We start from the raw sequence: 19,293 nt of genomic DNA on the forward strand, positions 1-19,293 counted from the left end.
TTGGTTACCTTTTTGTGACTAATCCCACTTTATATGCAGAAAGTTGCAAAAAAATAGCCGTCATTTCTGTAATTTTTTTTCTTTTCGGTGGCGAATTCTACCACCGAATGAATCCAATATCACTGTTTAAGAATTGTCTTAGGACAAGGTTTTATCGAGAAATATTAATTTTTTGGATCGAAATAAATGGACTTAAAAGTTTCGATTTGACTATAATAACTTTCGAAACGAAACTTAAAATCAAAATGTAAATGTCGAAACGAAACACTCAACTAAGAAGACACGCTATTTCTAACCTGGTTTCTGAACTGGGCGAAGTCAGTGTAGATGAATTGGCTCATCAGTTTGAGACCTCTGAAGTCACGATTAGAAAGGACTTAGCTTCTTTAGAGAAAAATGGACAGCTTTTGCGTCGTTATGGCGGAGCGATCGCGATCCCAACGGAAGTTATCCATGAAGAATTGAGCCCAAATGTTTCGACTCGAAAGTTAAATTTAGCCAAAGCGGCCGCATCGCTGATCCGAGACCACAATCGCATTGTTATCGACAGTGGCAGTACGACCGCAGCATTAATACAGCAGCTAAACGACAAGCGTGGTTTAGTGGTAATGACCAACTCATTGCATGTGGCAAATGCCCTCAATGAGCTGGAAAGTGAACCGACTTTGTTGATGACAGGCGGGACCTGGGATACACACTCTGAATCCTTTCAAGGCAAAGTAGCTGAGTCTGTTTTAAGAGCTTATGACTTTGACCAGCTTTTTATTGGTGCTGATGGTATCGACCTAGAGCGCGGAACGACCACATTTAATGAGCTGGTTGGCTTAAGTAATGTGATGGCAGAAGTGTCCCGCGAAGTCATTGTAATGATTGAGTCTGAAAAAATTGGTCGCCGTATTCCGAATCTTGAGCTCGCATGGCAACAGATCGATGTGCTGGTAACCGATGCGGATATACAAGCTGAGCATAAATCACAGATTGAACAGCATGGCGTGAAAGTCATTTGCGCCTAACAAACTTATATTCAAACTAACATTTTTAAATTTACTTCCCTCATGTACGGGCCTTTGCTTGCTGCCTCTATATGAAATCATGGCTAGGGAAGAACAAAACTAAAATCGGAGAAAAAACATGTGTGGAATCGTCGGTGCAGTGGCACAACGAGATGTTGCAGAAATTTTGGTCGAAGGTCTACGTCGTCTGGAGTACCGTGGCTATGACTCGGCGGGCGTAGCGATCGTCGATGCTGAAAATAATCTGACTCGCGTTCGTCGTCTAGGCAAAGTGCAAGAGCTGGCTGATGCGGTTGATCAAGAGAAAGTGATTGGCGGCACTGGTATTGCGCACACGCGCTGGGCGACACACGGTGAGCCTTCAGAAATCAATGCGCACCCACACATGTCAGGTGATATCACTGTTGTGCATAACGGCATCATCGAAAACTACGAAGAGCTGCGTGAAATACTTCGTGAGCGTGGCTACGTATTCGAATCTCAAACTGATACTGAAGTGATTGCACACCTTGTTGAGTGGGAACTTCGCACTTCAGAAACGCTGCTTGAAGCGGTACAGAAAACAGCGAAGCAACTGGAAGGCGCTTACGGCACGGTAGCGTTGGATCGTAAAGATCCTTCTCGCATTGTTGTGGCTCGCTCTGGTAGCCCGATTGTTATTGGTTTTGGTGTGGGTGAAAACTTCCTGGCTTCAGACCAATTGGCATTGCTTAACGTTACTCGCCGCTTCATGTACCTGGAAGAAGGTGACGTAGCTGAAATTACGCGCCGTGAAGTGACCGTTTACGATGAAAAAGGTGAGCGTGTAGAGCGTGAAATTACTGAGTCCAATGCTGAGCACGATGCGGGTGATAAAGGTCAGTACCGCCACTTCATGCAGAAAGAAATCTACGAGCAGCCAAAAGCGCTAATCAACACAATGGAAGGTCGCATTACTGCCGATTCTGTTGTGACGGATGCGATTGGTGTACATGCGGCAGACATTCTAAGCAAAGTCGAGCACGTACAAATCGTAGCTTGTGGTACCTCTTACAACGCTGGTATGACGGCTCGTTACTGGTTTGAAGATATTGCTGGCGTAAGCTGTGACGTAGAAATCGCATCTGAGTTCCGCTACCGCAAGTTTGTTACTCGTCCGAACAGCCTTCTGATCACGCTATCTCAGTCAGGTGAACCAGCCGATACGCTAGCAGCACTTCGTCTTGCGAAAGAGAAAGGCTACATGGCGGCAATGACCATCTGTAACGTGGCTGGTTCTTCTCTTGTTCGTGAATCTGATTTTGCCTTTATGACTCGCGCTGGTGTTGAAATCGGTGTGGCTTCTACCAAAGCATTTACTACTCAGCTATCTGCACTGTTGATGCTGGTTACTGCGCTTGGTAAGCAACAAAACCGTATCAGCAAAGAGAAAGAAAAAGAGATCGTAGAAGCGCTGCACGCCCTACCAGAGCAAATCAATCAGGCGTTGTCTTTTGAAAAAGAGATCGAAGCACTGGCAACGGATTTTGCTGATAAGCACCATACTCTGTTCCTTGGCCGTGGTGAGTTCTACCCAATTGCGATGGAAGCATCTCTGAAACTAAAAGAGATCTCTTACATTCATGCTGAAGCTTACGCAGCAGGTGAACTAAAACACGGTCCTTTGGCTCTGATCGATGCCGACATGCCAGTGGTTGTGGTTGCGCCAAGTAATGATCTGCTTGAGAAGCTGAAATCAAACGTTGAAGAAGTTCGTGCACGTGGCGGTCTACTGTACGTATTTGCTGACGCTGATGCAGGCTTTGAAGGCGATGACACAATGAAGATCATCACAATGCCACACGTAAGCGAAATCACTGCAGCGATTTACTACACCATTCCAATGCAGTTGCTGTCTTACTACATTGCTCTGATCAAAGGTACTGACGTTGACCAACCACGTAACCTGGCAAAAGCAGTTACCGTGGAATAACACTACCCATTACCAAGTGAATTTCAAAGCCACCTATTACGCCGCGCGTGATAGGTGGCTTTTTCTTTTATGCTCATAGACAAAATAGGGGAAGGATCTTCACAGTGCCGCGAATAAACCCAGTCTGCTTGCTCACATTGTTCGATGTACAGCGTTAAGGCTGAATTTGACGAAGTGAGTCCAACGCCGTGTTCATGCTGACAGAGTCGGTCAGTGTATTGAGTTTGAAAAACAGGATGTCGAAAGCAATCATCTGCAGCAGTTGTGGCGTGACCATACCTAATTGGTTGTGCTCTTCGGTGTAGCTATAAGGAATGACGAAATCCGATAGCTGAGCCACTTTGCCTTTTCCGTAGCGAGTCAGTGCGATCACTTTGGCACCGTTGGCACGTGCTTTTTCAATCGTGGCCAACACTTCTTGTGTATTGCCTCGCGCCGATACCACCAGCAATACATCGTCTTTTTTCAGCAGTGAAGCCTGGACGATTTGAATGTGGTAATCCAGGTTGAACTGAACGTTAAAACCAGAGCGAATCAGCTTGTGGTTGATGTCGGCGGCGACCACCGCAGAAGCCCCAATACCCGAGAGCAGAATCTTGTTTGCCTTGAGCAGTAACTCAGCACTGCGCTCAATGGTATCGGTATCAATCAGGCTTAGAGATTGTTCTATCTTACTGGTAAATAAGTTTTTTGATTTCTCAATGATGGTTTGGGTTGAGTCACTGCTTTCGATTTCTGCATACAGAGATTGAGTGGGCAGCTTTTGTGTTTGTGGAGCAAGTGCCGCGAGCTTCAGTTTTAAATCGGGAAAGCCGCTACAGCCGATGCTCTTGGCATAGCGAATCACCGAGGAGTCGCTGATACCCAGTTTAGCGCCGACTTTGGTGGCGCTAAACTTAGAGAGGTCAAACTGTTGCTCAATAATAAAGTGCGAAATTCTTTGCTCGTTCAGGTTAGTGGAATGAGCGAGTACTTTGACTTTATTGATGATGCTTTCCATTAATGCCTCTACAGTGAATTCGTCCCGCCGCAACGAATTGTACGACGGGATGATATTAGCGACTTTTCGCTGTCTTTTCGACTGGATCGGTAAACCCTAAGAGCATCGACGCGATAAAACCGACAATCCATGCACACACTACCGCAAGAAGGAATGATGGAATCTGCCCCTCGCCAACCAGTGGAATCAGAGAAAGCCCAGCAGTACCAAATGGAATGATGATGCCAATCTTGAACGCGGCCATCATGGCACCACCAGCAAAACCGCCAATACAGCCTGCAATAAAGGTTTTACCTAGCGGTAGTGACACACCAAACAACAGTGGTTCGCCAACACCCAGAATACCAACAGGCAGAGCACCAGTGATGGTCTTCTTCAGGCGTTCATTCTTCGACTTAAGGTATACGTACGCCGCTGCGCCGACTTGCCCCATGCCACCCATCGCTAAAATCGGGAACAGGTAGTTAAGACCAAAAGTTTCAAGAATTTGTGCATGAATAGGGATAAGACCTTGGTGTAAGCCTGTTAATAGTAGGAACAGGAAGCCACCACCCAGGACACCGCCAACCGCTACGGAACCTGCGGATTCATTAAGCAGTGCAACCGAAACCAAGTTGCCTAGCCACACGTTTACCGAGTGGGCGATAGGCTGCAAGATGAACAAAGCCACTGCCGACGACACCAAAATCGTCACGGTTGGAGTAAAGATAAGGTCGAGACTTTCTTTACAGTGGCTACGGAACCAAAGCTCAAACTTAGAAGAAAAGACACAGACCAACAATACAGCAAACATGCCGCCGCCGCCCGGAACTAACGCGTTACCAAATAACTCGATATTAGCGAGGCCCGGCGCAGCCAAAACTGCAGCCATCACCGCACCAATCGCAGGAGACGCCTGAAGTTCTTTGGCGGTATTCATACCGATCATGACAGAAAGCACGGCGAATACGGCTTTACCAACGACAGTGAATAGCGAGAAGATATCTGGGTTGGCTGCGACAAATTCCGGAGCGACGAGTTTGAAGATGTTCACCATCCCCAGAACTAAACCACATCCGATCAAAGCTGGAATGGTAGGTACAAAAATTGCGGCTAAGGTGTTGAGAGCGCGACGAATCGAAAATGGTTGCGCAACAGGGGCCTCCGCCGAACCTTCCTCAATACCTGCACCTTTCATTCGTTTATTAAGAACGCCAGCGACTTTTGCCGCAGTGCCCATGCCGACGATAATTTGATATTGTTCTCCGGCATCAACGACACCTTTAATACCCTCAACCTCTCGTAGTGCATCCATATTAAATTGGGAGCGGTCTTTAAGCACGATACGTACGCGTGTCATGCAGTTGGTCAGGGTCGCGACGTTATCAAAGCCGCCAATATGCCGTTCAATGTGATCGGCAATGAGTTCCAGATGTTCTATCTTATTTGCCATGCTATTTTCCTTGCAGTAACTGCTGTTTCAGAGGTTGGAAGGGTTGTGCCGCAAGAGCCAACGCTTTAGAAGGTGAAGTGTCCAACGTGTGCAGCAATACCGCAGCACGAACATTGTATTCCACCGCATCCAATAGCTTGGCGGCGGTGAGATCATCCACTTCACAAATTTGCTGCACCATGTGCTGGGCACGAATGCGCAGCTTCTGGTTATTCGCTTTGACGTCTACCATCAGGTTTCCGTGCACTTTACCCAGTTGAAGCATGACCGAGGTACTCAGCATGCCCAGTAACATCTTTTGTGCTGAGCCGCTTTTCATCCGTGTCGAGCCTGCCAGTACCTCTGCGCCGACATCCGGTGCAATAGACACATCCGCGTGTTGCGAAATAAGCCCAGGTCCTCGGGTACTGAGCGCAATGGTTTTCGCGCCGATCTGTCTGGCGTAATCCAGTGCTGAAATGACGAAGGGCGTTCTTCCACTTGCGGCAATCCCAACCACTACATCTTGCGAAGTCAGTTGGCGCTGGCGAAGTTCGGCAGGAGCGGACTCTTTGCAGTCTTCAATGTCTTCCACAGCCGCGAGCATAGCGTCAAGACCGCCTGCGATAATGGACTGGACCAGAGCAGGATCGGTACCAAAAGTAGGGGGGCATTCTGCTGAGTCTAAAACACCAAGTCGGCCGCTGGTTCCTGCACCAACATAGAATAAACGGCCGCCTTGTCTCATCTGCGAGGCAATCAGTTCAACCGCTTTGGCGACATCTGGCAGCACTTTATTAATCGACACCGCAACACTGGCATCGTGCGCATTGAGTAATTCCAGCACTTCCATTAATGGCAACTCGGACAGCTGTTCTGTCTCGGGGTTTTGCTCCTTATTAATGGTTGACGACAACTCACTCATAACTCTCTCCGTTGATAATCGACGGGTAGATAATAATAAAATGTCGAGTTCCGACAATTTAAATAGTACGGATTATAGATTGGAGTCACATATATAAAACGATGTTTCATTTATTTTTGTTGTGGTTCGACTACTTATTGGTAGGAGACTTGACGGGGAGTGAATGGTTGTATTAACGAGTGAGAATGTCGAGAGGTGACATTCTCTAAACAAAACATCAGGTCGAGGAGTCGGTGGGCAGAGGTAGTAATAATTCAAAGCAGTAGTCAGTACTGCACAAAGATAGCGTTAGTAATGTTTAACTATTAAAAAGGACTTTCCTTGCCAAGTTCATTGCAGATTTCGACAATGGCGAGGGAAAGCCCTGATTTGATGATTTGTTGTTGGCGCTGAAGTTGAAGCTGATAGAACTCCAGATCGATGTCGTCATCCGGTTCATTGACTTCCAGTTGCACCATGCCCATTTTCTTCACTAAATGCAGTTTTTTGATCGGATCGAGAATGTTTGGGTCAGTGAACTCGTAGTCGGATGCGTCGCTGTTGAGTTGGTTTTTGAGCTTAATGATATCTTCAATATCGTGGTAAATATCGTCAGGTAGTACGCCCAAACCAAACAGTAATTTTAGACGAACAGACAGATCGCCCAGTGGGCCTGAGTCTTGTAGTAGCGGGCCAACAACCGATTGAACAGCGAAGTTATCTTTACGGAAAATTCTTTGTATCAGACCGTCGATCGACTCGTTAAAGACGTCGACCGTGGCAATAAAGAAGCCCCGCACTGAGGGTGCGCCGTTGAGTCGTTCAATGATCTCGGTTTCGTTGATGTTATCTGCCATATACTGAGTAGTTGTTAAGTCGTTATTATAAGGGGAGCATTGCCCCCCTCTGAGTTAATTACAGCTGGTTGTAGAGTGCCTCAATATGAGCCACCTCAGCGCTGTCTTCTGCAAGACCTGTGTATTTCGCGAGCGTTGGCTTCACGCCGACTTCTTTTAATGAAGTTTGTAATTCAACCGCTTGAGGATCGGTGTCGTTAGTGTACTTCAACGCCGCCGCTATCCCTTTTAAAAGTGTTTGATTTTCAGTGCCATATTCAATTGTACCGAGTAATGGCTTCACTAATCTATCATTTGCACCTAATTTGCGAATTGGCTGACGTCCAACGCGGTCAACTTCATCAACTAAGTATGGATTGGCAAAGCGACCCAGAATCTTCTCGATGTAGGCATTGTGCATGTCGCGGTCGAAGCCATAACGACGAATCAGCACTTCACCACTCTCGATCATGGCCTGCTTTACTTCAGCCTGAATCTCAGGATCTTCAATCGCTTCTCGAATGGTGCGGTGTCCTTTCAAGCAGCCCAAGTAAGCCGTAATACAGTGGCCGGTATTTAGGGTGAACAGTTTACGTTCCACAAACGCCATCAGGTTGTTGGTCTTTTCCATCCCTGCGATGTCCGGGATTTCCCCTTTGAATTGTTGCTCGTCAACAATCCACTCGCTGAAGCTTTCTACCGTTACTTCCAGTGGATCATCGTTGGCAGCTTCTGCTGGTGGCACGATACGGTCTACTGCAGAATCGACAAAGCCAACGAGCTCATCGGCTTTTGCGTGCAGTGACGCATCAAGATGCTTGTACACTTCGCCTTTTAAATGGGTCGTGCCGCGAACCATGTTCTCACAAGCGATGATGTTCAGTGGTGATTCATTCCCCGCTTCGAAACGTTTGGTGATGCCGGTTGCAATGGTTTTCGCAATGATGTCCAGCACGTTTGGACCAACAGCGGTTGTCACTAAATCGGTTTTTACGATGCGGTCAATCACGTCTTCACTTGCTGAGTTAACTGCGGTGACATGCGTGACTGTGTCGATTTGGCACTCCGTGCCCACCACTTTAACTTTGTATTCTTGTTTATGACTGAGTTGGTCTACCAACGGGGCATCAACGTCAGCGAACGTGACCTCGACGTCTGCGTCTGCTAAAAGTTTACCGATGAAACCACGGCCAATGTTACCTGCGCCAAAATGAACTGCATTTTTCATAACTGTTACCTACCAATGTCTGAAATATTGACTAACGAATCTAGGGTGAGGCCAACCGCATAGGGGGTGACAGCTGACCTCGGTTTGCTCAGGAGCAAATTAAGTGAAGTAATTAAGCGGCTTGTTCGCGGCCAAGGATGTTGAGGATCTCTTCTACATCCGTGGTGCTGGTTAGCTTCTCAATTGCTTCTGGCTCATCGAGCGCGTTCGTAATGGTGGTAATAACTTGGATGTGCTCATCATTTTTAGCGGCAATGCCGATAACCAGTTTCGCTACATCGTCTTCGTCTTCAGTAAATTGGATACCCGATGGGTATTGGCAGATAACAATGCCAGTCTTTTTAACGCGATCTTTCGCTTCAATCGTGCCGTGTGGCACCGCGATAGATTCGCCAAGGTAAGTAGGAACCAGTGCTTCACGATCAAACATCGCATCTACGTATTCTGGTTCAGCATAGCCAAGTTCAACTAACTTGTTGCCCGCAAAGCGAATCGCTTCTTCTTTGTTAGCCGCGCTTAAACCTAAGTGGATGTTTTCACGTTGAATCTGGAATACAGATGGTTGCTGTTGTTCAAAATTGTCGTCGTTTGCTGCAAGAACCGATACTTTTACCATCTGATCGTCATTGGCAGATGAAGTTTGTGCCGCCAGCAGTTTGGTGACGAGTTGGTTGTACATTTCGCTGTCCAGGAAGTTAGTCAGTGAAATGTGGTGTGCGTTAGGAGCATGCTTACGTGCACGATCCGTCAAATCTTTATGAGTAATCACGATATCTGCACTCTCTGATAAATTGTTAATAGCAAGGTTAGTGACGTGGATGTTCAGACCTGCGTCCTGAACTTTCTTGCGTAGCATGCTCGCACCCATAGCGCTTGAGCCCATGCCGGCATCACAAGCGACAATAATGCTTTGCACTGTCGCAAGGTCTACGTCGCCTTTGCTTTCACTGTTTACCGCTGCATTGTTTTTTGATGCAGATTTCATGTCTTTCATTTGTGACGTTGCTTTTTCTAGCGCTGCTTTATCGCCGTCTTCTTCTGTCGATGTTTGAGTCTTCATTAACAGAGAAGCTACGGTGAACGACACGCCCGCTGCCGCCGCGATAGAGGCTAGAACACCAACGATCGAGCCTTTTTGCGTCATCAATAGTACCGCGAAGATAGAACCTGGAGACGCTGGAGAAACGATACCTGCGTTGAACATAGTGAGAACGAACACACCTGTCATACCACCTGCGATAGCCGCTAGGATGAGGCGTGGGTTCATCAGAATGTATGGGAAGTAAATCTCATGGATACCACCAAAGAAGTGGATGATAGAAGCACCACCAGCAGTCTGACGAGCAGTACCTTTGCCAAACACCATGTACGCCAGAAGAATACCTAGACCCGGACCTGGGTTTGCTTCAATCAGGAAGAAAATAGATTGACCTGTTTCTGACGCCTGTTGAATGCCCAGTGGTGAGAAGATGCCGTGGTTAATTGCGTTGTTCAGGAACAGAATCTTCGCTGGCTCAACAAAAATAGAAGTCAGAGGTAGAAGGTGCGCTGATACAAGGAAGTTTACGCCTGCTGCTAAAGCACCAGAAAGTACTTTTACAAAAGGACCGATCAGGAAGAAAGCAAGAATGGCACACAGCATACCGATGATGCCTGCAGAGAAGTTGTTTACCAACATCTCAAAGCCACTTTTCACTTTGCCATCGATGTAGTTGTCGAATTTTTTAATCGCCAAGCCGCCCATTGGACCGACGATCATCGCTCCCATGAACATAGGGATGTCTGTACCGACAATCACGCCCATTGTGGTGATTGCGCCGACTACAGCACCGCGATCGCCGCCGACTAATTTACCACCGGTGTAACCGATAAGTAGTGGCAGCAAGTAAGTGATCATAGGACCAACCATTGAAGCCAAAGTCTCATTTGGCAACCATCCGGTTGGGATGAATAGTGCAGTGATAAAGCCCCACGCGATAAATGCGCCAATGTTAGGCATTACCATGTTAGACAGAAAGCGACCAAAATTTTGTATCTTGATCTTAGCATCTGGTGATATCATAACAATTCCCCGTTCGATGTTCTGATGAATATTGTTGTCGTAAACGGTTCGCCAAAACCGCTTGTTTGATTGCTTAGTACCCAATCAATTTATCACACAATTTCCAATTAGAACTGACAACGGGCTTTTCGTGATCTACCCCCGCACTTCTTCAGATAAAAAGCATTTTTTAAGTGATGGCGATCAATTTATTGATATGTAACTTAATAACAAAATGCAGGTTTTAAATCTGTCAATAAAAATCTTAGTGATCAAATCGATCTTATTACAAATTTGAATTGAAAATATAATGTGATCAAAATCACTTGTGATTTATTTCTGGGATCGAATTAAATATTTCGATCGATCAACATCACACTTTGTCGTTGTTTGGTTGTTGGTAAAAGTGTGATCTGTATCTGTTTGTGGTTTTTTTGAAATTTTGTAACGAGATATGCTGCGCAATATCAGCACATAGCGACTGATTGGCTGGGCAAATGAGTGCAATGTCAGAAATATCGGAAAATTTTGGTTATATTTCTTACAAATTAAAAGGATAGTGCACTGCTTGTATCAGCAATGCACTATTTCTCTGGTAAGTTATTTATCGAGGTGTTGTGCTAAATATGTTCGCGTATTTTCCAGCCCCATGTATCGTGCCAGTGTCTTTTCTGGCACGTCGCGTAAGTCCACCATAATTAATCCGTCTAGCGCGTTGTTAAAGGCAGGATCAACGTTAAAGCAGACCAGTTTGCCGTTTAAGCTCAAATACTGACGCAGTAAAACAGGAACTCCTTTGCCTTCATCAATTCGAGCGATCACACGAGACAGCAGCTGCAAATCGCCTAACGCGGTGAGCATGCTGGTGTTCCAGTTCAGGTTAGTCTCGGGAAGCGGGTTGGATGGGGTAACGTGCTCTGCACAGGCATTGTCGTAGTGATGTAGTGTCATGGACTGAGCCAGTAATTGACGAGCGGTTTGGCTGTAATCGTTACTTATGCTGACCGGACCAAACAGGTGCGTATACTCTGGGTTTCTATGTACGAATGTTGCAATGCCTTTCCAAAGCAGTAGCAGGGCACTCATGCTCTTTTGGTATTGCTCCGCAATCACCGAGCGTCCCATCTCAATCGATTTACCCATCTTGTCGATAAAGCGCTGGTCATAGTTAAACAGGGTGCGGGAGTACAACCCTTCAACTCCATGTTTTCTCATTAATTTATCGACTAATCCCAGACGATAAGCGCCCACCATGCATTGATTTTCACGATCCCAGACAAATAGGTGCAGGTAATCATGATCGAAATGATCGATATCGATCGCTTGCCCTGTGCCTTCGCCCACCTGACGAAAGTTGTATTCACGTAGACGACCGATTTCATGCAGTAGAGATGGGATCTGATAAGCGGATGTGCAGTAGACCTCAAACTCACCACTTTCAAGAAGTTTGGCTTCTGCAGGTAAGCTGTGCAGCTCATCGAGTAATTGGCTTATCGGTAACCCTGCCGCAATAGGCAGCAAAGCATTCATCGATGTGGTTTGCCCAGGAGTGCTGGGTTCACGGTTAAGCAGGTAGGTATTGAGCCTCAAATAATTGACCACCTGATCATCACTGAGGTTATTCAGCTCTTTAAATTTAATCGCTTGGCCAAAAGATAGTTCAATTGTTTGAGCATTCTTATTAAGGAGCTCTCTACCCAGCATTAACGTTCTTAGCAAAGGATGGATTTTTCCGGCCATATAAAAGCGTTTCGAGTTTTGCCCGTTAATAAATACGGGGACCGTCGTCGCTTTGTTTTTACGAATTAACGTACTGACACTACGGCTCCATTCTTTGTCTTCTAGACGCTGTTGCTTTGGATCAACCAGTTGGGACACTTCACCCGCAGGGAAAACTAACAACAATCCGCCGTTTGCTAGGTGTCTGTTCGCCGCTCGCAGTGCTTTCATGTTGGACTTGACCGCATCCTTACCTTCAAACACATCTACACCAATAAATAACTGGTCGAGTTCCGGGACGGTTTTAAGGTATTGATTAGCAAGGATTTGGATGTCATCTCGAACCATGAGCAGTAATTCAGCCAGTATGACGCCTTCTACGCAGCCGAGAGGGTGGTTGGCAACAATGACGGTAGGGCCTTGTTTTGGTACGGCGTCGAGTGAGCCATGAGCAATTCGGTAATCGATACCTAAAATCGACAGCGTAAAGCGTAAGAAAGTTTGAATATCTGCATTAACAGGTCTTTGCGCATAGAACTTATCGAGCTGGCTTAATCCAGTAGCCCACTCAGCGACATTTTCACCAATGCCAAATGGCGTTTTACGAGGGAGACGAAAAGGGGTAGTGCTATCCATATTTACCTCAGCGTGCAAGTTTCTAACTGGATAGTAGGAATTACAGATGACAGTTCAGCGGCAAAACAGTGAGTCTTTGGTGACAAAAGGGTGACGATTTATTGAACGCTGAGGTTAGATTCAGAGGTCGGTGAGGAATTTTTGTCCGCTTTAGTTGAGCTTATGCTATGGTAGCTAAAGCTCATTCTATGGGCTTATTACATGCCGTCATATCGGTATTTTTAATCAAATAAAATCACTCAACATCTTCTCACGTGAAGGTGTAGGTACAAGTCCGATTCCCCTGAAATGGTTGAAACGGCTAAGGATATTTATGAATGGAAACAATCTGGATTAAGAATCCACTCGCGATTTACACTGGCAATGAGCAGGACGCTCGCGGAGGTCTGGTGATTCGCGGAAACAAAATTGTTGAGCTGGTGGCCCTTAATGCCACGCCTGATGTACAAGTCGACTCGGTGGTCAACGCCAGCCAGCACGTTATCACTCCAGGGCTAATCAATGCCCACCATCACTTTTATCAAACTTTGACTCGCGCTTATCCCGATGCTCTCAATAAAGAGCTGTTTCACTGGTTGAAAAGCCTTTATCCGGTGTGGGCGAACCTTGATCAGGAAATGATGAGTGTCGCTACTGAATTGGCTTTAGTTGAGCTTATGCGTTCAGGGTGCACGACCGCTTCGGATCATCACTACTTATTACCCAATGGTCTGGAACATGCCATCGATCTGCAAGTTGAAGCTGCACACAGCCTTGGCGTACGCGCTATTTTTACTCGGGGTTCAATGAGTTTGGGAGAAGATCAGGGCGGTTTACCGCCAAGGCATACTATCCAAACAGAGCAAACGATAGTCGATGACAGCAAAAGACTGATCAATGAATATCACCAAGACCATGATGGCGCGATGATACAAATTGCGCTTGCGCCATGTTCCCCATTCTCGGTGACCACGGATCTGATGAAAGAGACTGCGCGAATCGCTCAAGATGAGAATGTCATGGTGCATACCCACTTGTGTGAAACCATTGATGAAGAGAATTTCTGTATCAAGCAGTTTGGATTACGCCCGGTCGATTACCTTGAAGATGTTGGCTGGTTAAACGAGCGGACCTGGCTGGCTCATGGTATTCATTTTAACGCTGAAGAGATTCTACGATTAGGTAAAGCGGGCGTTGGGGTCAGTCATTGTCCGACATCCAATATGATGCTGGCCTCTGGTATGTGTAAAAACTTGGAGCTTGAACAGGCCGGTGTGAAAGTTGGCCTTGGCGTGGATGGTTCTGCCTCAAACGATGGCTCCAATATGATTGCTGAAGTCCGCATGGCGATGTACCTGCAACGCCTTCAGTATGGATCAGCAAAAGTAACGCATTTTGATGCTCTGCGCTGGGCGACAAAAGGCTCTGCTCTTGCGATGGGGCGACAAGATATTGGAGAACTAAACATCGGTTATCAGGCTGACATTGCCATGTTTAAGCTGGATGATATTCGCTTCTCTGGCAGTCATGATCCGCTGGCAGCTTTACTGCTATGTGGCGCACAACAGGCTGACCGAGTGATGGTCGCCGGCCAATGGCGGGTCCATGATGGTGAAGTGATCGGTGTGGATTTACAGGACTTGATGGTTCGTCATAGCCGCGCCGCGAAGCGACTGGCAGAGCTGTCCGCCAGTTAATGTCTGACAGACCAAAAATAAAAAGCCGCTTACAAACCAGTAAGCGGCTTTCTCTATTCTATGTGTGAGAACTACAGAATCGGGTAGATGTCTTGTTCTGTGTGTTCACCCTCAACCACTTCTACAGGCGTATAGTGTTGGTACATTAAGAAACCGTCTTCAGAAGTTTCATGGGTATCCGGGCTGTCGATGTATGAAGTACATGTGTAGCCAATGGTGTAAGTTCCTGGACCAATAAAACCAAACTCGTAATCGTACGTTAAATTGCCGAGTTCATCTTCGGTCTCATTTACATCAGCAATCGCAACTGGTGTGTTAAATTCTGCCGGAGCACCTAAGTCACCCATCGTGCTGCGATCCATCTCACCAGCATATAGGTAAACTGAGTGTACAGCTGGCACGTCGTTAATTGCGTTCCAACTTGCACTGTCTGCTTCACACGCGTTGTACTGTACGGAGCTAACTACACCGCCAATATGGCCAGCCTCTGATGCGTTAACCAAGCTCACCGCATTCGAGTTCATGTTCATATGATCCTGACCCGTTGGATCTGCCAGGCCTTTACGTAGATCAAACTCAACGACGTAGCTGTTATGACCTGTATGTACTTTTACGTACTGACCTTTTTGCGAGAACTTCAGGCGGCCTTGATCGCTGGTATCAGGCTTCGTTCCATAACAGCTGCCTTTGCTGTTCACTACAAGGCCTTTCACTGTGCCGTCAGTTTTTTCGACGTAAGAAAGTGTTGTGTCGTTTAGCTGTCTGCCATCTTTTGCGTACAAGCACATCGCATAATCGCCAGGTGCGATAGTTTGCTCGCTAATGATGGTTTCTGCATTGCTACCTTGATACTGCATCAGGTCTACTTGACGTAATGCACCGTCTTCGCTGACGTTCATAATGATAGCGTCGCCAGTCTTATCACCTGTTTCAGGGTCAAACGGGATTAAAACCACATCTTCAAAAGCTAAAACGACTTTATTTGCATCATCGACAGGAGCATCTGAAACCGCAAGAGAAAAAGTTGCTGCTTCTGTGTCGGATGAAGAGTCCCCGCCATTACAGCCAGTCAGTAAAAGACCACCTGAAATCGCGAGGATAGGGTAGGTGTATTTTTTCATATTTCCTCTTTCATTCACATTGCTGATAAATGCAAAGCGTAGTCTTAAAAACGAGAATGAATGTCATCAAAGAGTGATGAGCGGGTAAATTATCAGTGTAATCAATGTCATTACCAAGGCGATTTGGTGGGTTTATATTGGGTCTTGAATCTTCTCTCGCCCGACAATATTTAGTTATAATTTTCTTTTTTTTTGAACATTATTAACTAGTCTGAAGGTAATCATCCATAGCTTTACTACTCTCGTCACAATGTTATTTTTTTGACGGATTAAATTTAAATAAAAGAAAAAACTCATATTTTTTAAATTTATTACGCAACTATAGGATTGCAACACAAACTCAACTATATTTGCAAACTGTGCAAAAGTAGGAGTGCGTATGTTTACTGTTGAATATTCAACGTGTGGTGGCGTTACAATAAGCAACAAAAATAGCTATGTAACCCTAGAGTTTTTATTGCAGCCAATATACCTCCCTAAATCTGGAGAAACGATCTATTGCGAGTGCCTCTCAAGAGTAATTAATGAATCAGGAGAGACATTAAATAGTGAATCCTTCTTCGATAATATTGACGATGAATTCATTAAAACTGTTTTTTTACTACAGATGGAATATTTTAGTAGTATAAAAACGTCTAAAGGTATTTTCTTGAATTTAAATCTATCTGCATTAGAAGATGATGAATTTGTAGAGAAGGTTATCAATAAAAACATCTACAATAAATTTCATATAGAAATAAATGAAATAAGCACTTCTATTAAATATAGTAAAATACTAAAAAATATAAAACGACTTCAAAAGTTAGGTATGTTTATCGTTCTTGACGATTATTATGAAGAAAATATAGCGGCTCACTTATCTTTAGGACTGATTGAATGGGACTATATTAAAATAGATAGGTCATTCTTATTATACAATTCTGGTGATGATGATTGTTTAAAGTCTCTTATTTTTGTTTTACGACCTTATTGTAAACACGGTTTGATAATTGAAGGAGTTGAGACTTACTTCCAGAATGAATACCTTAAAAAATATAATATTCTAGCACAAGGTTATTTTTACTCTAGACCAAGAAAGGTGACTAACGAACGAGATGATCATCAAGAATCAGAGTTAATGAAGAAAAAATCAAAAGCAAACACTTATCATTGACATTTTAGAATGTGTAATCTGATAGATTTGGCACTTGTCATCTAGGTAACCCCCTCGTGTAACCGATTCCAAACTAAGAGTGTTCGTGTGTTAGTATTGTTTAACCGCACGAATAATTGTAGACTCTAATTTACTGTATGCTAATGAATTAAAACCCTTTTTGTCTCATTTTATAGTCTATTCTTTAGCAACAGATCATTTTAATAAGAATAAATTAAAGATATACAGGAATAAAAATGATTAGGAAAAGAGTAATAAATCTTAGTCATAAAATTGAAGGTTCTCTATTTACTCGCAATAGCCATATTATAAGCATCAGTGGTGAAGGGATAATCTTCTATAATGGAGGGATAAAAAAAGTACAGCCTAATGTGGCTATTTTTATTCCACCTAATGTATTAGTGAGGTTTTCATTAAAGTCTATATCTAAAAGTGATCTAATTTTAACCACTTATCATGTTGATGGAATGAATTTGTCTTGTAGGCAAGAAAAGACTATGAATCTGATCAATGCTTATATTGAGGTCAACATACTAGATTTAAAGAATAAAAACACACTAATAGAATTAATAAATCTAAAGTTAGATAAAATAAAGAATAATAAAGTTCTATGTAACTATGAGCCTTTAGAAAAAAAGATTAATGAAATTATAAACAAAGATCTAAAAAGGAAATGGTCACTAGAAGATATCTGCAATCTCACATACACCTCTAAATCCACTCTCACTAGAAAACTCAAAAACAGCCAAACAAGCATGGGGCAGATAATTTCAAACGCTCGCTTAGAGTATGCAACGGTACTTATAACGAATACGAGTTTGAGCGTCGATGAGATTTCTATGCAATCTGGATTTAATAGCACTTCTTATTTTTGTAAAAAGTTTAAAGAAGCCCATGGGTTTAGTCCCAGGCAATTCCGAAAGATACTAGCAATGAATAAATAACAATAGTAGGCGATTAATTTTTCCTGGCTAAACAATGTAAAGCACATTTATTTAATAATCTTATGGAGATTTATTTAGATTAGAGCTCTAGGCTAAATGTCTCCTCATAGCCCGCCAAAAATACCACTTTGTGATTATTGTAAAACCAGTCAATAAGATCATGGCACTTTGAATGTAAGTTTTTTTCAATAATTAAAAAAGATCAAGTTCCTATCAGAGAATCAGTTTGGAAAGCAATATACTGACGTACACCGACATCATTATTACTGACACTTCTAATATTTAAGGTGAGCTATGAGTTGATTACTTGCGGCTCTAAATTAAGGCTAAATTGACTATAATCAAGTTAAGGGCTCGGATAGAGGAGTATGTTGGTCAGACATACTGCTAAAAGGAAGTAGTGCCATGATATACAAATATTTTCTTCGAGAGATATTGGGTTTAGCCATTGTGGTCTGTGTTGTTTTCGGAGTATTGGGTGTACTGCTGGATGTTTTTGCTCTAACAGCATATTTTGAGCATCAAAACTCTATTGCTGATGTCTTTTTCCATGAGTCTTTATACTTTGTTATTTTCTTCATCCCGCCGTATTTTCTCTGGAAACTTATCAATCGCCCAGATCTAGTCGTCGCTAGGCAAAGTTACTTGGCGATGAAGCTTGAAGCAGAACGCCGTCAATACGCTGATCATCTTTAAGAGCAGTTGGCTATTGACCTCAGGCCAGTATCTAAAAAGCACAAAGGCTCATGGATGTTTCCACGAGCCTTTTTCAATATTGCCATTACCTATGCGAAAGGTGATGGCAGAGTACTATCAAGCGCTATGCTGTTTCTAATCCTTAAAATGCAGGCTCAATCGTGCCCTTAAAGGTTTTATCTAAAAAGTCACGAATCTCCTGAGACTGGTAGATCGACACAAACTTCTTGTACTCTTCTTTATTTTTATCTGCTTCGCGTGTTGCGATAACCATAACAGCCAGAGGTGCTTCTTTCGATTCTAGATAGATCCCTTGTTTTTTAGGATCAAGCCCTGATGACATCACATAGTTCATCGTAATGGTTGCCGCATCGACATCGTCTAATGTTCTTGGCAACTGGGCTGCATCAACTTCAACGAACTGAAATGCTTTTGGATTCTCCGTAATGTCTGTCAACGCCGCTTTATGGCCGACACCCGGTCTCAATGTAATTAAGCCCGCATCAGCAAGTAGGAGTAGGCCGCGACCACCGTTGGTTGGATCATTCGGGATCGCAATGCGCGCATTCTTAGGAAGATCTTCAAGAGAACGGAACTTGTTTGAGTAAACTCCCATACGCATCAGAATAGATTGGCCGATAGAGACTAAGTGAGCGTTGTGGCTGTTGTTGAAGTTATCTAGAAACGGTTGATGCTGATAGCTGTTGATGTCGATACTGCCATCACTCAATGCTGCGTTTGGTGTTACGTAATCGGAAAACTCAACCACCTCTACTTTAAGTCCTTGTTTTTCTGCTTCTTTGGCGACCGCTTCTACAACTTGTGCATGAGGGCCAACGGTTGCTCCAACCTTAATGACAGAGTCTTCTTTTTGCCCGCACGCCACTAAGCTCAATGCTGCTATGAGAATAAAAGGTAACTGCTTAATTTGGCTAAAACTTTCCATAATAACTCCATTTATATT

The 19,293-nt window shown here is 44.3% G+C and carries 15 protein-coding genes; 6 read left to right on the forward strand and 9 right to left on the reverse strand.

The genetic code is table 11. The annotated features are described in order from the left end of the window. Positions 1–251: 251 nt before the first annotated feature. Together VEJY3_RS01770 and glmS are read left to right on the forward strand one after the other, a co-directional pair. A complete protein-coding gene (locus VEJY3_RS01770; protein ID WP_014230735.1) occupies positions 252–1,013 on the forward strand; it encodes a DeoR/GlpR family DNA-binding transcription regulator in 762 nt (253 codons plus the stop codon). 118 nt (positions 1,014–1,131) lie between these two features. Then, complete coding sequence (glmS, locus tag VEJY3_RS01775) at positions 1,132–2,964, forward strand: glutamine--fructose-6-phosphate transaminase (isomerizing) (RefSeq protein WP_014230736.1); 1,833 nt, start codon at positions 1,132–1,134, stop codon at positions 2,962–2,964. A gap of 154 nt (positions 2,965–3,118) precedes the next feature. Here glmS and VEJY3_RS01780 read toward each other — a convergent pair whose 3' ends face one another. The 7 genes from VEJY3_RS01780 to VEJY3_RS01810 form a co-directional block, all read right to left on the reverse strand. After that, positions 3,119–3,964: a MurR/RpiR family transcriptional regulator gene (locus tag VEJY3_RS01780; protein WP_014230737.1), complete on the reverse strand. Its 846-nt coding sequence runs from the start codon at positions 3,962–3,964 to the stop codon at positions 3,119–3,121. A gap of 55 nt (positions 3,965–4,019) precedes the next feature. Further along, positions 4,020–5,396 (reverse strand): PTS transporter subunit EIIC, encoded by a 1,377-nt coding sequence (locus VEJY3_RS01785; protein WP_014230738.1) that lies wholly within the window; start codon positions 5,394–5,396, stop codon positions 4,020–4,022. Position 5,397: 1 nt separating this feature from the next. After that, positions 5,398–6,300, reverse strand: coding sequence for an N-acetylmuramic acid 6-phosphate etherase (gene murQ, locus VEJY3_RS01790; RefSeq protein WP_014230739.1), 903 nt, complete (start codon positions 6,298–6,300; stop codon positions 5,398–5,400). 305 nt (positions 6,301–6,605) lie between these two features. After that, a complete protein-coding gene (locus VEJY3_RS01795) occupies positions 6,606–7,136 on the reverse strand; it encodes an MltR family transcriptional regulator (RefSeq protein WP_014230740.1) in 531 nt (176 codons plus the stop codon). 58 nt (positions 7,137–7,194) lie between these two features. Further along, a complete protein-coding gene (locus VEJY3_RS01800) occupies positions 7,195–8,343 on the reverse strand; it encodes a mannitol-1-phosphate 5-dehydrogenase (protein WP_014230741.1) in 1,149 nt (382 codons plus the stop codon). Positions 8,344–8,455: 112 nt separating this feature from the next. Then, entirely contained in the window at positions 8,456–10,405 is a 1,950-nt protein-coding gene (locus VEJY3_RS01805; RefSeq protein WP_014230742.1) for a PTS mannitol transporter subunit IICBA, read from the reverse strand. A gap of 579 nt (positions 10,406–10,984) precedes the next feature. After that, entirely contained in the window at positions 10,985–12,739 is a 1,755-nt protein-coding gene (locus VEJY3_RS01810; RefSeq protein WP_014230743.1) for a lysophospholipid acyltransferase family protein, read from the reverse strand. A 317-nt stretch (positions 12,740–13,056) separates the two neighbouring features. Between VEJY3_RS01810 and VEJY3_RS01815 the strand changes: the two genes are divergently transcribed. Further along, positions 13,057–14,415 (forward strand): 8-oxoguanine deaminase, encoded by a 1,359-nt coding sequence (locus VEJY3_RS01815; RefSeq protein ID WP_014230744.1) that lies wholly within the window; start codon positions 13,057–13,059, stop codon positions 14,413–14,415. Positions 14,416–14,486: 71 nt separating this feature from the next. Here VEJY3_RS01815 and VEJY3_RS01820 read toward each other — a convergent pair whose 3' ends face one another. Next, positions 14,487–15,536 (reverse strand): DUF4382 domain-containing protein, encoded by a 1,050-nt coding sequence (locus VEJY3_RS01820; RefSeq protein ID WP_014230745.1) that lies wholly within the window; start codon positions 15,534–15,536, stop codon positions 14,487–14,489. Positions 15,537–15,915: 379 nt separating this feature from the next. Between VEJY3_RS01820 and VEJY3_RS01825 the strand changes: the two genes are divergently transcribed. From VEJY3_RS01825 to VEJY3_RS01835, 3 genes are all read left to right on the forward strand, one after another. After that, positions 15,916–16,689: an EAL domain-containing protein gene (locus tag VEJY3_RS01825; RefSeq protein WP_014230746.1), complete on the forward strand. Its 774-nt coding sequence runs from the start codon at positions 15,916–15,918 to the stop codon at positions 16,687–16,689. Between the two features lie 236 nt (positions 16,690–16,925). Continuing rightward, the gene (locus VEJY3_RS01830; RefSeq protein ID WP_014230747.1) at positions 16,926–17,633 is read left to right on the forward strand and encodes a helix-turn-helix transcriptional regulator; all 708 of its coding nucleotides are present in this window, start codon (positions 16,926–16,928) and stop codon (positions 17,631–17,633) included. Between the two features lie 405 nt (positions 17,634–18,038). Next, the gene (locus tag VEJY3_RS01835) at positions 18,039–18,329 is read left to right on the forward strand and encodes a hypothetical protein (protein WP_014230748.1); all 291 of its coding nucleotides are present in this window, start codon (positions 18,039–18,041) and stop codon (positions 18,327–18,329) included. Positions 18,330–18,471: 142 nt separating this feature from the next. On the opposite strand, the gene VEJY3_RS01840 is transcribed toward VEJY3_RS01835, so the two are convergent. After that, positions 18,472–19,275, reverse strand: a complete 804-nt coding sequence (locus VEJY3_RS01840) for a MetQ/NlpA family ABC transporter substrate-binding protein (RefSeq protein ID WP_014230749.1) — start codon at positions 19,273–19,275, stop codon at positions 18,472–18,474. Positions 19,276–19,293 lie beyond the last annotated feature (18 nt).

Origin of the sequence: Vibrio sp. EJY3 (assembly GCF_000241385.1) — a bacterium.
Lineage (GTDB): Bacteria > Pseudomonadota > Gammaproteobacteria > Enterobacterales > Vibrionaceae > Vibrio > Vibrio natriegens.